The organism is Alistipes sp. 56_sp_Nov_56_25 (genome assembly GCF_001915285.1).
In the GTDB taxonomy this organism is placed as follows: Bacteria; Bacteroidota; Bacteroidia; order Bacteroidales; family Rikenellaceae; genus Alistipes; species Alistipes shahii.
Genome location: NZ_MNQF01000016.1, coordinates 81,373 through 95,251 on the forward strand (window position 1 = coordinate 81,373; position 13,879 = coordinate 95,251).

Below are 13,879 nucleotides of genomic sequence, written 5' to 3' on the forward strand. Positions count from 1 at the left end.
GGCTCGCAACATGTGGGGCCGGAGCCGGTCGCTGGTGAAGCCCTGACCCCGGATTTCCGGAAATGACAAAAGCGGACCCGAGAAAGGGTCCGCTTTTTTTCGGCCGTCCCGGCGGCTTACTTCGCCAGTTCGCGCGCCACGGCCAGCGCCTTTTCGTAGTCGGGCTCGTGGGTGACCTCGGGCACGTACTCCACGTAGCGCACCACGTCGTCGCGGTCCACGACCACCACGCCGCGCGCCAGCAGGCGCAGGGAGTCGATCACGAAGCCGTACTTCATGCCGAAATCCAGCTCCCTGTAATCCGAGAAGACATGCACGCGGTCGATGCCCTCGGCGGCGCAGAAGCGTTTCTGCGCAAAGGGCAGGTCGACCGACAGCGACACGACGACCACGTCGTCGCCCAGTTTCGACGCCTCGCGGTTGAAGCGGATGTTCTGCAACGAGCAGACCGGGGTGTCGACCGACGGAAAGACGCTGTAAATGCGCACCTTGCCGTGGAAAACGTCCGACGACACGGGTTGCAGACCCGCATCGGTGACCGTAAATACGGGGGCCGTCTCCCCCACTTTGCAGCGATTGCCGACAAGCGTCACGGGCTTGCCGCCGAAAGTTACCTTGTGATCCATAATTCGATAGTTTTTATAATCAGGTGGTTCAACGCAATTCCGATGCCACCCGGCTGCGAGCCGGATTTGCGGGACGGGACGCCGCACCGCGCCCCTCCGCATCCGGTCATCGGCCGGCTTTGATTCGCGCGACGGCCGCCGCAACCCCGGCATAGAGCGCCGGCAGGTCGACGCCCGCCACGCAGCGGTTCTCGACGACGATCCGTCCGTCGACGACCACCGTATCGACATCCGAGGCCTTGCCGCAGTAGACCAGATTCGACACCACGTCGTTGACGGGCTGCAAATGGGGTTTCTGAAGGTCCACGACGATCAGGTCGGCCAGCGCGCCCTCGCGGACGACGCCCAGTTCGCCGTCGGCATAGCCCATCGCCCGCGCGCCGTTCGCCGTCGCCAGCCGCAGCGCCTCCCAGGCCGGAAGGGCCACGGGATCGCCCGTCGCGGATTTTTGCAGGAAGGCCGCCGTGCGCACCTCCTCGAACATGTCGAGATCGTTGTTCGAGCAGGTTCCGTCCGTGCCGACCGTCACCAGCGCACCCGCGGCGCGCATCCGCTCGACGGGCGCCACGCCGCTCGATATTTTCATGTTGCTCTGCGGGTTGTGCGACACGGCGACGCCCCGCGCGGCGAGTGTCTCGATGTCGCTGTCGGTCACGTGGATGCAGTGCGCGCCGATGGTCTTCGGCCCCAGCAGTCCCAACCCGTCGAGGTGTTCGACCGAGGTTTTCCCGTACTTTTCGCGCACGATGCGCACCTCGTCCTGCGTCTCCGAGATATGGGTCATCAGATGCAGGCCGTATTTATCCGCCAGCCGCTTGCCGCGCAGGAGGTTCTCGGGCGACACGGTATAGGGCGAATGGGGCGCCAGGGCGATCTGCACCCGGTCGCATCCGGCGGCCAGCCGCACGGCCTCCTCCACTTGGGGCATCACCTCGTCGACATTCGAATCGAAGTAGTTGCAGCCCAGCATGGCGCGGATGCCCAGCCGTTCGACCGTCTCCACGCAGCGGTTTTCGAAATAGTACATGTCGACGAACGACGTCACGCCGCCCAGCAGCATCTCGACCACGCCGAGCGTCATGCCCAGCGCCACATCGTCGGCTGTCTGACGCGCCTCGAAGGGCCAGATATAGTCGTGGAGCCACTCCATCAGGGCGATGTCGTCGGCAAGGCTGCGTTGCAGGGTCATGGCCGCATGGCAGTGGGTGTTCACCAGCCCCGGCATCACGAGTTTGCCCCGGCAGTCGAACTCCCGAAGCCCGGGGTGCGCCGCGCGGAACTCCGCGGCGGCCGTTTCCGACTCCGTGACCAGCGCGATGCGGTTGCCGTCGACGCCCACCCAGCCCGCAAAGGTGCGGGGGGCGTTCCCGGCGGCCGTCATCGGCAGCACCGTCGCGTTTGAAAAAAGAATTGCCATATTTCGGTTCATTATGTCATTCGGTCCCGGGCAGCGCCCTGCCGCCCCCGCCGAGGCGGGGGTTTGGGGGTGGATCAGACTTGCCAAAGGCGGCGAAAGCGGCAGTCGACAGCACTGCGGGATGCCGATGACTCGTTCATATTCTTACTTATACTTCACTTTCACCTTTTCGGTCTTGACCTTTCCGCGGGGCTGCCCCTCGATCGAGTTGCCCTGCACGGTGATCACGTCGCGGCCGTCGACCGAATTGGAGTAGACCTGGATCACCTTGTTGAAGGCTCCCGGCTCGCTCTTGTGGGGTTCGTAGGTGATGCGGATCACCCCCGAATCGGCCGGCTCCACGAGACGCTTCGAGAACGACGCCTTGAGGCACGAACACGAAGTGATGACCCGCACCAGCACCAGCGGGGCCGTACCGTCGTTGACGAACCGGAATTCGCGGACCAGGTCGCCGCCCTTGCGGGGCACGTCGCCGAAATTATAGGTCGCGTTCTCCAGCCGGAGGTGCGCCCCCTTTACGGGTTTTTCGGCGTAGCCCGCAGCGAACGCCAGGCAGGCCGAGAGGGTTAACAGGATATGTCGCATAGCCAAAATTTGTATTTATCCAATATCATACCAGCGGGCGGCGGGAAACCGGGTAAAAAACGGGCGCCGACCCGGCCGACCCGACGCGGGTTTCTCAAACACACCCGTTACTCCATGCGGAAAATATAGGTGATCGTGCCGCCCTGCACCGCGGCGCGGCTCTCTGTGAATCGCGCCTTGCGGGCCGCCGCTTTCGCCGCCTCGATCAGCTCGGCGGCGTCCGTCGTCGAGCCTTTGGGTTCGAACGAAGCCCCCGTGACCTTGCCCGAAGCGTCGACCGTCACACGGATCACGACCTTGCCGCCCTTCTCGCCGGGATACGACGGCTTGGGCAGGTCGCCCACCAGTCCGCGCCCTTTCAGCCCCTGGTCCAGCTGGTCCAGTCCGTCGGGGTTCAGTCCCGGGCCCGTGCCGCTGGCCTTGTCCTCGCCCTCGGGAGCGCGGGGATTGCCCGCATTGTCGGGTTCGTCGGCCCCGCCCTTGTTCATCTTGAACAGCGCCTTGGGGTTGGGCGTCTGCGTCACAGGGTCCTTGCCCGCAACCTGCGCCGTCTGCTCCACGGGTGCCGCGACATCGTGCACGCGCGGCTCGTTGGCCACCTTCACGGGCGGTCTGGGCGGCTCGGGAACGGGCGGCTCGGTGAAGTCGACGAGAATCGTGTCGCCCGGCTTGTCCGTCACCGGCGAGAAATCGAACGACACCAGCGCGAACGAGCCGGCCAGCAGCACGCCGTAGACTGCCGTCGCGATCATCGCCCACCGTCGCGGGGATTTATTATCGGGATCGTAGTAATACATTGGTTTCCCAATTAAAAATTAAGAATGAAAAATTAAAAATTGCCCCTGCGCCAAGGTGGCACGGATTTCATTTTTAATTCTTAATTTTTCATTTTTCATTGAACTTATTTCGGCGAAGTCGCCAAAATAAGTTTATAATTATTGTCCTTGGCGATGTTCATAACCTTCACCACCTCATCCACCGCAACGGTCTTGTCGCAGTGGAGCGAGACGGTAGCGTCCTTCTGCCCGTCGAGCCGCGCCTTGAGCGCCCGCTCCACGCCGCCGATCGAACCCACGTCCTGCAATTCGACATAGTAACGATACTTGCCGTGACCCGCATCCTGAACCGACACCGTGGTCATCGCCTTGTCCTTCAACTGGTTCGAACTCTTCGGAAGCATCAGTTTCAGGGCGTTGGGGTTGATCAGCGTCGTGGCGATCAAGAGGAACAGCAGCAGCAGGAACATCAGGTCGGTCATCGACGAGGCCGAGAACGATTTATCGACTTTCGATCCGTGTTTGATTGCCATAACGCGCTATTTTTGAACGGGTTGATTCAGAATGTCCATAAACGCGATCGAGTTGGCCTCCATCTGGAACACCAGCTTCTCGATGCGCGCCACGAGGTAGTTGTAGCCGAAGTAGGCCGGGATGCCGACGATCAGGCCCATCACGGTGGTCACCATCGCCACGTACATGCCGCTCGACAGCAGCCCCAGGTCGACCGTGCCGCCCGCGGCGGACATGTCCATGAAGGTCTGCACCATACCTAACACCGTGCCGAGGAAACCGATCATCGGCGCGCCGCCGGCGATCGTGGCCAGGAACGGAAGGCCGTTTTCGAGTTTCGAGACTTCGAGGTTGGCGACGTTCTCGATGGCGGTCTGCACGTCGCTCATCGGGCGTCCGATGCGCTCGATGCCCTTCTCAATCATGCGTGCGATGGGCGTGTCGGTCTTCTTGCAGAGGTTCACGGCCGTCGAGATCTTGCCGTCGGAGATGTAGTCGCGGATGCGGTTCATAAAGTTCATGTCCAGCACCGAAGCCTTGCGGATGGCCATGAAACGCTCCACGAAGATAAAGATCGTCACGCCCCCCAGCGCCAGCAGCGGCCACATCAGCCAGCCGCCTTTGGTAAACAGGGTCCACAAGCCCATACGGGTCTCCTCACTTACGGCCACCGCCTCGGCAGCCTGCAAAAATGTTGTCATAATGGTTTAGAAATATTTAAGTTTACAAATTTTATCCTTCCAATTTCGTTTTCGAGCGCCGGTTTTGCAGTCTGCGCCCGCGGGGGCGCACGCGCCCCGGCCCCTCCGCCCGCGCTTTTAGTCGGGTCGTTGTCTCACGGCTCCGGCATCAAGTCGGATTCAATCACCGCAGGGACACCTTTCACTTTTCAAGCAGTCTCTGCTCTCGCTTAACCGCAAAGTTCACCTTCTATTCATCCTCTTCCTCTTTAACGTATCCGAACGGCGAAAGCGTATCCGCCGGTTCGCGCAGACGGTTCCGTTCCGCATCTTCGGCCGCCTTTTCGGCCGCGCGGGCCGTACGGCGGGCGATGCGCCGCGCCTTGCGCTTCTTGTTCGTAAAACGCTCCTTGATCCGCTGCCGCAGGTCGCGCAGGTTGTCGAAATCCTCCTTGAAGTAGACGCCGATGCCGGTCTCCTGCAAACCCTGGTTCTCGTCGAAGCGGTCGATGGTCTGCGTGAAGGCTTTCAGCTTGAGCGTCCCGGCCCGGTCGATCAGGTAGGTGATGTAGGCCTCGCCCATGAAGTTGGACATCGAACTGTTCACGGCCTGCTTGTTGTCGATCAGGTAGTTGCCCTCGACCTCGACGAACAGCCGGTTGTTGATCAGGCTCTTCGACAGCCCGAAATCGACCTCGTCGCTCGTCAGTTCCGACTTGGGCCGGTAGCGGATCACCACGTTGTAGTCGGACGACGAAAGCCAGTTGCTGACCATGTTCGACACGAACTCCAGTCCCGTGGCCGCCGACACCGAGCTGCCGATGTTCGACGAGGCCTGCGACGAGTTCTCGGACATGAAGCTGTTGAACAGCAGCAGGTAGAGGAACTGCGTGTCGACCGTCTCGGGGGTCGAGAGAGCATTGGCGATCAGGCTCTGCGTCTCGGGATCGGAGCCGGGAACCCGCACGTCGAAGGTGATCGTGGGGTTCGAAAGCCGCTCGCCGAGGTGAATGACGCACTCCACGGGAACCGAACGGTCGCCCCCGAGGTCGGCCGTGCCCTGCAGGAGGGGTTGCAGCGACGCCTTGACCTTGTACACGGCGTCGATGTCGAGCATCGCGTTCATCGGCGACCCGGTCCACTGGATCGACGAACCGCTCTCGATGGTGAAGCGTTTGTTGATGATCTGCTGGAGCGACAGCATGAAACTGCCCTCCGCGATCGTATAGTCGCCGTAGATCTCGAAAATATTGGCCTTGGGGTTGATCTGGAGGTTCAGCGCGCCCGCGCCGCGCCCCTTGACCGTGTTGCCCGCCACTTCGAGTTCGACTTCGGCGTCGGGCCGCACGTCGAGCGCGAGGGTGATCTTCATCTGGCTCCCGGCGTCGGATTTCTGGCGGTGCTTGCGTTCGAAGGAGAGTTTCTTGCGCGCCACGTCGTCGAGCGTATCGGCCTGCTCGGGCTGCTCGAAGACCACGAAATCGGCGTTCGAAATGTTCGACTTGCTCGACAGCGGCATCACGAACGAGGAGTTGCCGTCGGTCGAGGCCGTTATATCCATGTTCACCGCCCCCTTGTCGCCCGAGATGCGGGCCGTGCCCGTGGCGAAGACCCTGCCGTAGAACATGTCGTTGTCGTCGGAGTCGGTGTCGAGCACCAGCATCTGCTGCGGGGCCACGCGCACGTCGTAGGAGATATTCGAAAGGTGCTGGAGGCTCATGTCGAAATCGAACCGCCCCCGGTTGCCCCGGGGGTCGAAAATCGGGACGTTCGAAGCCCTGAACCGGTTGTTCTTCACGTTCAGCACGGCCTCGGGCATCGAATAGGTCACCTGCGTGAAATCGACCGTGGTTTTCAGCCCCGCGACCCGGATTTCGCCTTCGAGATCGGCCTTGCGGCCCTGGCCCTGCAACGTGAGGCCGGCCGAGGCCATGCCCTCGGTCGAGGAGACGACACCCGCGAGGATCGGGTCCAGCAGCGCCATGTCGAGACTGTCGACGTCCAGCCGGGCGAAATAGCGGTTGCGGTCGGGGGCGTAGAAACCGCGGATCAGCGTGTCGCGCCTGATACGGTCGGAGACCGTCACTCCGGCGCGGCTGCGGGCGAAGTCCCAGCGCGAGGCGAAGCGCATCGGCGGCGCGGGAATGTCGTTGACCTCCACGCTGTCGAGCAGGATGTCGGCCGTGATCTCGCCGCCGCGCAGCACCGACTTCATCGCCGCCGAACCGTTCGTGCGCCCCTCGATGTAATAGCCCATGCGCTCGGCGACCTGCGCGAAGGGCGCCAGGTCGAAATTGTGCAGCGAGAGCGTCACCGAATCCTCGCGACTGCGCGAGGCGACGCCGTCGAGCAGCAGCTCCTGCTCGCGGTTCATCACGTAGAACTTGTCGATCACGACCTGCGCGGTGTCGAGCAGGATTTTGCGGGCGAAAATCTGCCACGTCTTGTCGCCGCGGGTGATGTGCGAGGGAAGAATCCGCAAATCGACGACGCGGCCGTTGGGTCCGTGCTCGTCGGCCACCGCGGCGCGGAACCCGACGAGTCCCGAGACGCGGCGCAGGGTGTCGTCGAAGCCTGCCGAGAGCTGCACGCGGTTCTGCCGCGCGCCGCCCGTCAGCGAGAGGCGCGGAAGGTGCAGCACCCCTGCATAGAGATCCTCGGCCGAGGCGTAGACCGCCAGCGAGTCGCCGCGGTTCGAGGCGTTGACCGAAAGGCGCGTGGCGAGCATGCGCCGGCGCTCGATGTACTCCGACGCTGCCTTGAGCGACAACTGGTCGCTGGCCGGATTGAACAACAGTTGCAGCGACGAGCCGTCGGCGATCTGAAGTCCCGTCGACACGGCGTCGGCCACGGGGTTGAAATTGCGGATGTTGACCGACAGCAGCGAGAAGTCGTTGGCCACGGCGGCCTTGCGTTCCGAAGGCGTCTCCTCCCACTTTTCGCCGCCCAGCATCGGCAGGTATTTCCACGCGCTCCGGCGCAGGTATTCGAAGACGGTGCGGTAGCTGGTTTTCGACCGGAACGTGACGTCGGCGAAGTCCGAGCGCAGTTCCACGAACTTGCTCCGCTCGGAGTTCTCGCCCGTGACGGTCATGCTGGCGGCCGCGATCTCCTTGTCGTTGTAGCGGTAGCGGGCGTCGGTCACCTGAATGCGGCCGTTCAGATCGTCGAGCGAACGCCCTCCGGCGGCAGCGACGATGCGGCCCGAGAGCTGCGACACCGAGTCGCGGCGGTTGACGTGCAGCCGGGCCAGATCGGCGTGCCGCAGGTCCATCGTGAAGTCGTAGCGCGGCACGGAGTCGTTCAGGTCGACCGTGCCGAAGAAGTCGAAGTCGAGGTTGGGATCGCGGGCCGTGATGCGTCCGTCGAACTCGCGGTTGCGCAGGCGGCCGTCGAGCCGCAGCGAGTCGTAGACATAGCCGTTGAATCCCAGCTGCGTGACGTTGCCAACGACGTTGGCGTCGGCCACGCCCCTGCCGATCACGCCGTCGACATAGGCCGTGAGGGTGGCGTTGCCCAGCAGATCGCGGCGGTCGAGCAGCTCGCCCAGACGCAGGTTGCGCGTCTCGACATCGCCCCGCACGCTGCTCAACCCCCCTTTGACCGGGGCCATTTTCAGGTTGCAGGAGACGTTACCCACGCCCGTCGCGGCGCCCAGCTGCATGTCGAACGACGAGAGCAGTCCCCGGAAACGGGCATTGAGGTCGATCTGCCCGGAATTGCCCAGCACGCCGACCAGCTTGTCCGAGAGTTTGCGGCCCGCGATGCCGAGGGCCAGCTCGTCCACGGCCCGGGCCGTGGAGCGCAGGCGGGGAACCGACAGGTCGAAACGGGTCTTCCGGATGTCGGGAAGCCCCTTCACCGAGGCGTCGGCCACGAGCGTCGTCCCCTCGCTGATCTGCATGCTCCTGATCCGGCCCGTGAAATCGGACACCACGCCGGCGACCTCGACGTTTACGTCGGTGAAATCCACATGCCAGTCGCGCAGCTTCGGGGCGAAAAAGGCGATGTCGTCGGTCGAAACGGTCGTATTGCGCATCGAGGCGTCGATGCGCACCTCGCCGATGAAATCCTTGTACTGCGCCCACGAGTCGCCCGCCAGCGAGACGAACGGAAAGTTGACGTTCGAACGCGGCGTGATGATCGAGGCGTTCTCGAAGCCCAGATAGCCCTGCGTCATGTAGAACCTCCCGGCCAGGTGGTTCAGCACGAAGCCGCTGCGTTCGCGGGCCGAAAAGGCCACAATGGAGGTGTAAATGGCCTGCCCGTCGATCGTGAAATCGTCCACGCGGGCCGTGATGCCGTAGAGGTGCATGTGCGAGAAGTCGATGCCGTGCTCCGGATCGCGATGGTCGAGCCGTTCGAGGCAGAGGTCCATGTTCTCGATCGAGGCCTTCTTCAGCGAGAGGCGGAAATTGCCCTTCTTGGGTTTGTCGGGGTCGGAAATGCGGTCGACGATCTGTTTGATGTTCATCTCCCCGCCGGGCGTCTGCCGCAGGTAAAGCCTCGCATCGGCGATCTCGCCGCGGCTCAGCTCCAGCCCGCCGCCGAAGATGCCGAAACTCGTGATGAAGGCGTCGAGCTTCCCGACGTAAAGCAGCGTGTCGCGCTGGTAGTCCTCGACATAGAAGCCCTTGACCCTGACCTTCGAGAAGATGCCGATGTCCACGCGGTCGATCGACACGGTGGTCTCCAGCTTGCGCGAGACGAAGCACGCGGCCCTGTGCACCGCGTAGTTCTGCACGGCGGGAATGTCGAGCAGCAGCGAGAGCGCCACGGGAACAATTATCAGCAACAAAACCGCCGCCGAGAACACCTTTCCCAATATTTTTATACCTTTGCGCATCAGGACTCCTATATAACCTGCAAATTTAGCGAAAATAGTTAAAAAACAATTATAATTCCGGATGGATATTACAATTCTCGGCATCGAATCCTCGTGTGACGACACCTCTGCCGCCGTGCTCCGCAACAACGTCCTGCTGTCGAACGTCATCGCCTCGCAGGCGGTTCACGTCAAATACGGCGGCGTGATCCCCGAACTGGCCTCGCGGGCCCACCAGCAGAACATCATCCCCGTCGTGGACACGGCGCTCAAGGAGGCGGGCGTCGCCGCCGACCGGATCGACGCCATCGCCTTCACGCGCGGCCCGGGGCTGGTCGGATCGCTGCTCGTGGGCGTGTCGTTCACCAAGGGGCTTTCGATCGCCCGCAACATCCCGATGGTCGAGGTCAACCACCTTCAGGGGCACATCCTCTCGCACTTCATCGACCTTCGGGACCGCACGCTGCCCCATCCGGACTTTCCGTTCCTGTGTCTTCTGGTGAGCGGCGGCCACACGCAGATCGTGCGCGTGGACTCCCCGCTCGAAATGGAGATCATCGGCACGACGATCGACGACGCCGCAGGCGAGGCCTTCGACAAGTGCGCCAAGGTGATGGGGCTGCCCTACCCGGGCGGTCCGGTGATCGACCGTCTGGCCAAGGAGGGCGATCCGAAGGCATTCCGCTTCGCGCATCCCCGCGTCGAGGGCTACGACTATTCGTTCTCGGGCCTGAAAACCTCGTTCCTCTACACGCTGCGCGACGCCGTGGCCGCAGACCCCGACTTCATCGAGACGCACAAGGCCGACCTCTGCGCCTCGCTGCAAGGGACCATCGTCGAGATTCTGCTCGACAAACTCATCCGCGCCTCGAAGGAGACGGGCATCCGCGACATCGCCATCGCGGGCGGCGTCTCGGCCAACTCGGGCCTGCGCGACGGCATCGCCGAAGCGGGCCGCCGGCGCGGCTGGCGAACGTTCCTTCCGGAGTTCAAGTTCACGACCGACAACGCGGCGATGATCGCCATGGCGGGCTACTACCGCTACCTGCGGGGCGACTTCTCGTCGCTCGACGTCTCGCCCGTGGCGCGGCTCGAGGAGTTGTAAGCTACTCACTCACAAAAAAAATAATTTATGCAAACATCCAGATTCATGCGGGTCCTTTCGGGGCTGCTGCTGTCAGTTTTCGCCGTCACCGGCCCAACCGCCTGCAACGACGACAACGACAAGAACACCGCGACGCTGACCGTCAGCACAGACGCCCTCGTACTGGGCGGCGAGGCCGGGGAGTCCGAAACCTTCACCATCACTACGACCGCCGCGTGGAAGGCCGTCCCCTCGGGCGAAGGCTTCACGCTCGACAAGACCGAGGGCACGGGTGACGCTACCGTCCGCGTAACCGCCGCCGCGGGCAACTGGGACGGCTATGTGAAGCAGCTGGGCAGCATCGAGATCGCGGCCACGAACGTCGACGGAGTGAAAACCGTCAGCGTCAGCCAGGACGAAATCACCCCGGTGCTGCCGTCCGAGGTAACCCTGGTGGCCGATTTTACGCTGGGAGCTTCGGTCGCCACCCCCGAGCTGCCGCCCTATTCGACGGATAACTTCACGACCGGGCGCCATGAGTACACGATCGGCGGCTACACATTTGCCATTTTCGTCGATCCGGACGAGGGCGGCAAATTCTACTGGCTCGACAACAAACAGTTCAGCCCCTCCATTCCGGATCCGGCCCAAGGACTGTTTTTCAGCAAATTAGGCGCATACGTCGAATTCCCGGCCATCGCCGGCAAAGTTCTTTCGGAGGTTCACTACCTGCCCACGAGCCAGCAGAACGACGTCAGCCTCGACCTGTTCGGCGCCGACAATTCGGAACCGCAGTATACGCTCGATTACGGCGACGACGGCACATGGTCCTACACACTGATCGACGCCCGAGAGAACCTGCGTTACCGCATCGAGATCACCAACAAGAAAAACGCGCAGCTCGCCAAACTCAAACTCGTCTACGCCGCGGCGAAATGACGCACGACATCCGGCAAAGACAAACCCCTCCCGGGTTTACACCGGGAGGGGTTTGTCTTTATTGGGAGGCGGCGGATCACTTCGCGCCGAAGAGTTTTTCCCGGAGCGAGAAGCCTTCGCATTTCGCGGCGAAGCTGTCGTACTCGGTGCGGAGCGATGTCATCAGCTCCCGGACCGACTGAATCTTCTCGGCACGCCAGGCGTTCGAGCCGCAGAAGGCGTAGCCGTTGCGGAGCTTGCCCTTGAAAGCGTTATAGAGGGCCAGCATGATGCAGTAGGGGCTGTGCGTCACGTCGCACGTCTTGATGCAGTCGAACGGGCACGCCTTGGGGACCTTCAGGCCCTCCTTCACGCGGTCGAGGAACGAGTTGCGAATGGCCCGACCCGGCATGCCGACGGGGCTTTGGATGATCTCGATGTCCTCCTCGTGCGCCTCGATGTAGCTCTGCTTGAAAGCCGGATCGGCGTCGCACTCGTCGGTGGTGACGAAGCGCGTCCCCATCTGCACGCCGTCGGCGCCCAGCGCCATGATGCGGTAGATGTCCTCGCCCGTATAGATGCCGCCGCCGGCGATCACCGGAATGCGGCAGTTGTGCTCGGCCTCGAAGGCACGGACCTCGGCCACGATCTGCGGAACGATGGCTTCGAGCGAATAGTGCTCGTCGGCGATCTGGTCGGCCTTGTAACCCAGGTGGCCGCCCGCCTTGGGACCCTCGACCACGATGGCGTCGGGGATGTACTTATATTCCGAGAACCATTTCTGGCACAGTACCTTCGCGGCGCGCGCCGACGAAACGATCGGAGCCAGTTTGGTCTTGGCGTCTTCCGTGAGGAACGACGGCAGGTTCAACGGAAGCCCCGCACCCGAGAAGATGATGTCGGCCTTCTCGGCGATGGCGGTCTTCACCATGTCGGCGAAGTTGGACATGGCGACCATGACGTTGACGCCGATGATGCCCTTCGTCGCTTCGCGGGCCTTGCGAAGCTCCTCCTTCAGCCCCCAGATCGAGGCGGCGCGATAGTCCTTCGAATAGTTGTTATAGATCGCCCCGAGACCGGCCGACGAGATGACGCCGACACCGCCCTGATTGGCCACGGCCGATGCCAGGCCCGCAAGGGAGACGCCTACGCCCATACCGCCCTGAACGATGGGCATGGAGGCGCATAAATTTCCGATTTTCAATGATTTCATGCTGTTTACTTAAAAGAATAAGTGACGTAACGGGGTACAAGGTACGGAAAATCGGAGCGTTTGGTTCCGCGCGGGAACATATTTAACGCAGACTTCACATTGTCCGCTCACAAAAACCGGATGCCGCGGACCCGTTTCTGCCCCCGGCCGGCGGCCTCGCGCTCGACGATGCCCGTCACGACATCCGCCGCGTCGTGCCATCGGTTGGCGCGAAACTTCCGGCGGTAGGTCGTCAGATGGGCGTAGAGTTCGGGCCAGCGGAGGTTCCAGCCGCGGGGAAAACGCACGAGGTGGAGCGCCGTGGCCGAATTGGAGAGGATGCGCGCCTCCTTGTTGCCGCTCTGGTGGAACCACTCGACGCGCACGCCCGGCGCAAGTGCCTGCACGGCCCGGGCGAAACCGCGGCCGCCGTTGTTGCTCTCGATGGCGGCCTGCCGCGTGTCCGAGCGCACGAGCATCTCCCCCACCAGCGGCTCGGTCGCCTCCATCGGCTCGCGCGAATAGACCGCGTCGGTAATGTAAATCACCCCGTCGGCATCGACCGCATAGGAGAGCGAACAGAGGTAGTCGTCGCCCGTGTCGGCGGTGTCGGTGTAGTTGGCGCGGCGGACGATCTCGTGTGGCAGACAGTCGTACTCGGCGAAATTCAGCCCGTACAACAGCCCCTCGCGGGCCGAAGGGCGCCCCTGATACATCGCCTCGAATTGCAGCGGGTCCAGCCGCCGCTTGGCCTCCAGCAGCGCAGCGCCGTGCTGTCGCTCCCACAACGCCTCGCCCGGCTGGCGGGGGTCAACCTCCGTGGGCGGCGCGGTTTTCAGAGCCTCGAAATTGAGGTGCAGCCACCGGTCGGCAGGCAGCGTGTCGAGCTGCGACCACGCGCGCAGCTCCTCGACCGGCTCGCGGGCCGCGAGGGCGCCGATCAGGTCCTCCTCGTGCCAGCGGGTGAAGACCACCAGCTCGCGCGAGGCGTTGTGCATGCGGGTCCGCACGACGGAGGTGTACCACTCCCAGCAGTTGGCGCGGACGAGCGGCGAATTGGCTTCAAGCGCGTCTTTATACAGAAAATAATCAAAATTGTCGCAAACTAACTAATGAACGAAAAAATTTGCCTTGTTTTTAATCTGAAATTTTATGTATAAGGGGAAACGCCGCATTTTTTCGGCCCTTTCTCCTTAACCTTTATAGATACGATGCAATTCAACTCCACCGAATTATTTTACAAACTGCATCAGATAGTTTTCG

At 62.6% G+C, this 13,879-nt stretch carries 10 protein-coding genes and 1 pseudogene; 2 read left to right on the forward strand and 9 right to left on the reverse strand.

Annotated features, from left to right (window positions below):
• Positions 1–116: 116 nt before the first annotated feature.
• The 7 genes from tpx to BHV64_RS06310 form a co-directional block, all read right to left on the reverse strand.
• The gene (gene tpx, locus BHV64_RS06280) at positions 117–626 is read right to left on the reverse strand and encodes a thiol peroxidase (RefSeq protein ID WP_015545783.1); all 510 of its coding nucleotides are present in this window, start codon (positions 624–626) and stop codon (positions 117–119) included.
• Between the two features lie 106 nt (positions 627–732).
• Entirely contained in the window at positions 733–2,043 is a 1,311-nt protein-coding gene (locus BHV64_RS06285) for an amidohydrolase (RefSeq protein WP_217727838.1), read from the reverse strand.
• A gap of 144 nt (positions 2,044–2,187) precedes the next feature.
• Positions 2,188–2,628: a DUF1573 domain-containing protein gene (locus BHV64_RS06290; protein ID WP_288115661.1), complete on the reverse strand. Its 441-nt coding sequence runs from the start codon at positions 2,626–2,628 to the stop codon at positions 2,188–2,190.
• A gap of 107 nt (positions 2,629–2,735) precedes the next feature.
• On the reverse strand, positions 2,736–3,425 hold the full coding sequence (locus tag BHV64_RS06295) for a TonB family protein (RefSeq protein WP_193560000.1): 690 nt from the start codon (positions 3,423–3,425) through the stop codon (positions 2,736–2,738).
• Between the two features lie 104 nt (positions 3,426–3,529).
• Positions 3,530–3,937 (reverse strand): ExbD/TolR family protein, encoded by a 408-nt coding sequence (locus tag BHV64_RS06300; protein WP_015545779.1) that lies wholly within the window; start codon positions 3,935–3,937, stop codon positions 3,530–3,532.
• 6 nt (positions 3,938–3,943) lie between these two features.
• Entirely contained in the window at positions 3,944–4,618 is a 675-nt protein-coding gene (locus BHV64_RS06305; protein ID WP_022061887.1) for a MotA/TolQ/ExbB proton channel family protein, read from the reverse strand.
• A 229-nt stretch (positions 4,619–4,847) separates the two neighbouring features.
• Positions 4,848–9,443 (reverse strand): translocation/assembly module TamB domain-containing protein, encoded by a 4,596-nt coding sequence (locus tag BHV64_RS06310; protein WP_288115662.1) that lies wholly within the window; start codon positions 9,441–9,443, stop codon positions 4,848–4,850.
• Between the two features lie 61 nt (positions 9,444–9,504).
• Between BHV64_RS06310 and tsaD the strand changes: the two genes are divergently transcribed.
• Positions 9,505–10,527, forward strand: a complete 1,023-nt coding sequence (tsaD, locus tag BHV64_RS06315; RefSeq protein ID WP_015545777.1) for a tRNA (adenosine(37)-N6)-threonylcarbamoyltransferase complex transferase subunit TsaD — start codon at positions 9,505–9,507, stop codon at positions 10,525–10,527.
• A 27-nt stretch (positions 10,528–10,554) separates the two neighbouring features.
• Positions 10,555–11,445: a BACON domain-containing protein gene (locus BHV64_RS06320; RefSeq protein WP_147344291.1), complete on the forward strand. Its 891-nt coding sequence runs from the start codon at positions 10,555–10,557 to the stop codon at positions 11,443–11,445.
• Between the two features lie 76 nt (positions 11,446–11,521).
• Here BHV64_RS06320 and BHV64_RS06325 read toward each other — a convergent pair whose 3' ends face one another.
• A complete protein-coding gene (locus BHV64_RS06325; protein ID WP_118406501.1) occupies positions 11,522–12,637 on the reverse strand; it encodes an NAD(P)H-dependent flavin oxidoreductase in 1,116 nt (371 codons plus the stop codon).
• 107 nt (positions 12,638–12,744) lie between these two features.
• Positions 12,745–13,698 (reverse strand): annotated as a pseudogene (gene terL / locus BHV64_RS06330) (phage terminase large subunit); the annotation flags it as partial.
• Between the last annotated feature and the right edge of the window lie 181 nt (positions 13,699–13,879).

Bases quoted from the DNA above. Each gene is read 5' to 3' on its own strand.
- tpx (WP_015545783.1), bottom strand. From the start codon at position 626: ATGGATCACAAGGTAACTTTCGGCGGCAAGCCCGTGACGCTTGTCGGC.
- BHV64_RS06285 (WP_217727838.1), bottom strand. From the start codon at position 2,043: ATGGCAATTCTTTTTTCAAACGCGACGGTGCTGCCGATGACGGCCGCC.
- BHV64_RS06290 (WP_288115661.1), bottom strand. From the start codon at position 2,628: ATGCGACATATCCTGTTAACCCTCTCGGCCTGCCTGGCGTTCGCTGCG.
- BHV64_RS06295 (WP_193560000.1), bottom strand. From the start codon at position 3,425: ATGTATTACTACGATCCCGATAATAAATCCCCGCGACGGTGGGCGATG.
- BHV64_RS06300 (WP_015545779.1), bottom strand. From the start codon at position 3,937: ATGGCAATCAAACACGGATCGAAAGTCGATAAATCGTTCTCGGCCTCG.
- BHV64_RS06305 (WP_022061887.1), bottom strand. From the start codon at position 4,618: ATGACAACATTTTTGCAGGCTGCCGAGGCGGTGGCCGTAAGTGAGGAG.
- BHV64_RS06310 (WP_288115662.1), bottom strand. From the start codon at position 9,443: ATGCGCAAAGGTATAAAAATATTGGGAAAGGTGTTCTCGGCGGCGGTT.
- tsaD (WP_015545777.1), top strand. From the start codon at position 9,505: ATGGATATTACAATTCTCGGCATCGAATCCTCGTGTGACGACACCTCT.
- BHV64_RS06320 (WP_147344291.1), top strand. From the start codon at position 10,555: ATGCAAACATCCAGATTCATGCGGGTCCTTTCGGGGCTGCTGCTGTCA.
- BHV64_RS06325 (WP_118406501.1), bottom strand. From the start codon at position 12,637: ATGAAATCATTGAAAATCGGAAATTTATGCGCCTCCATGCCCATCGTT.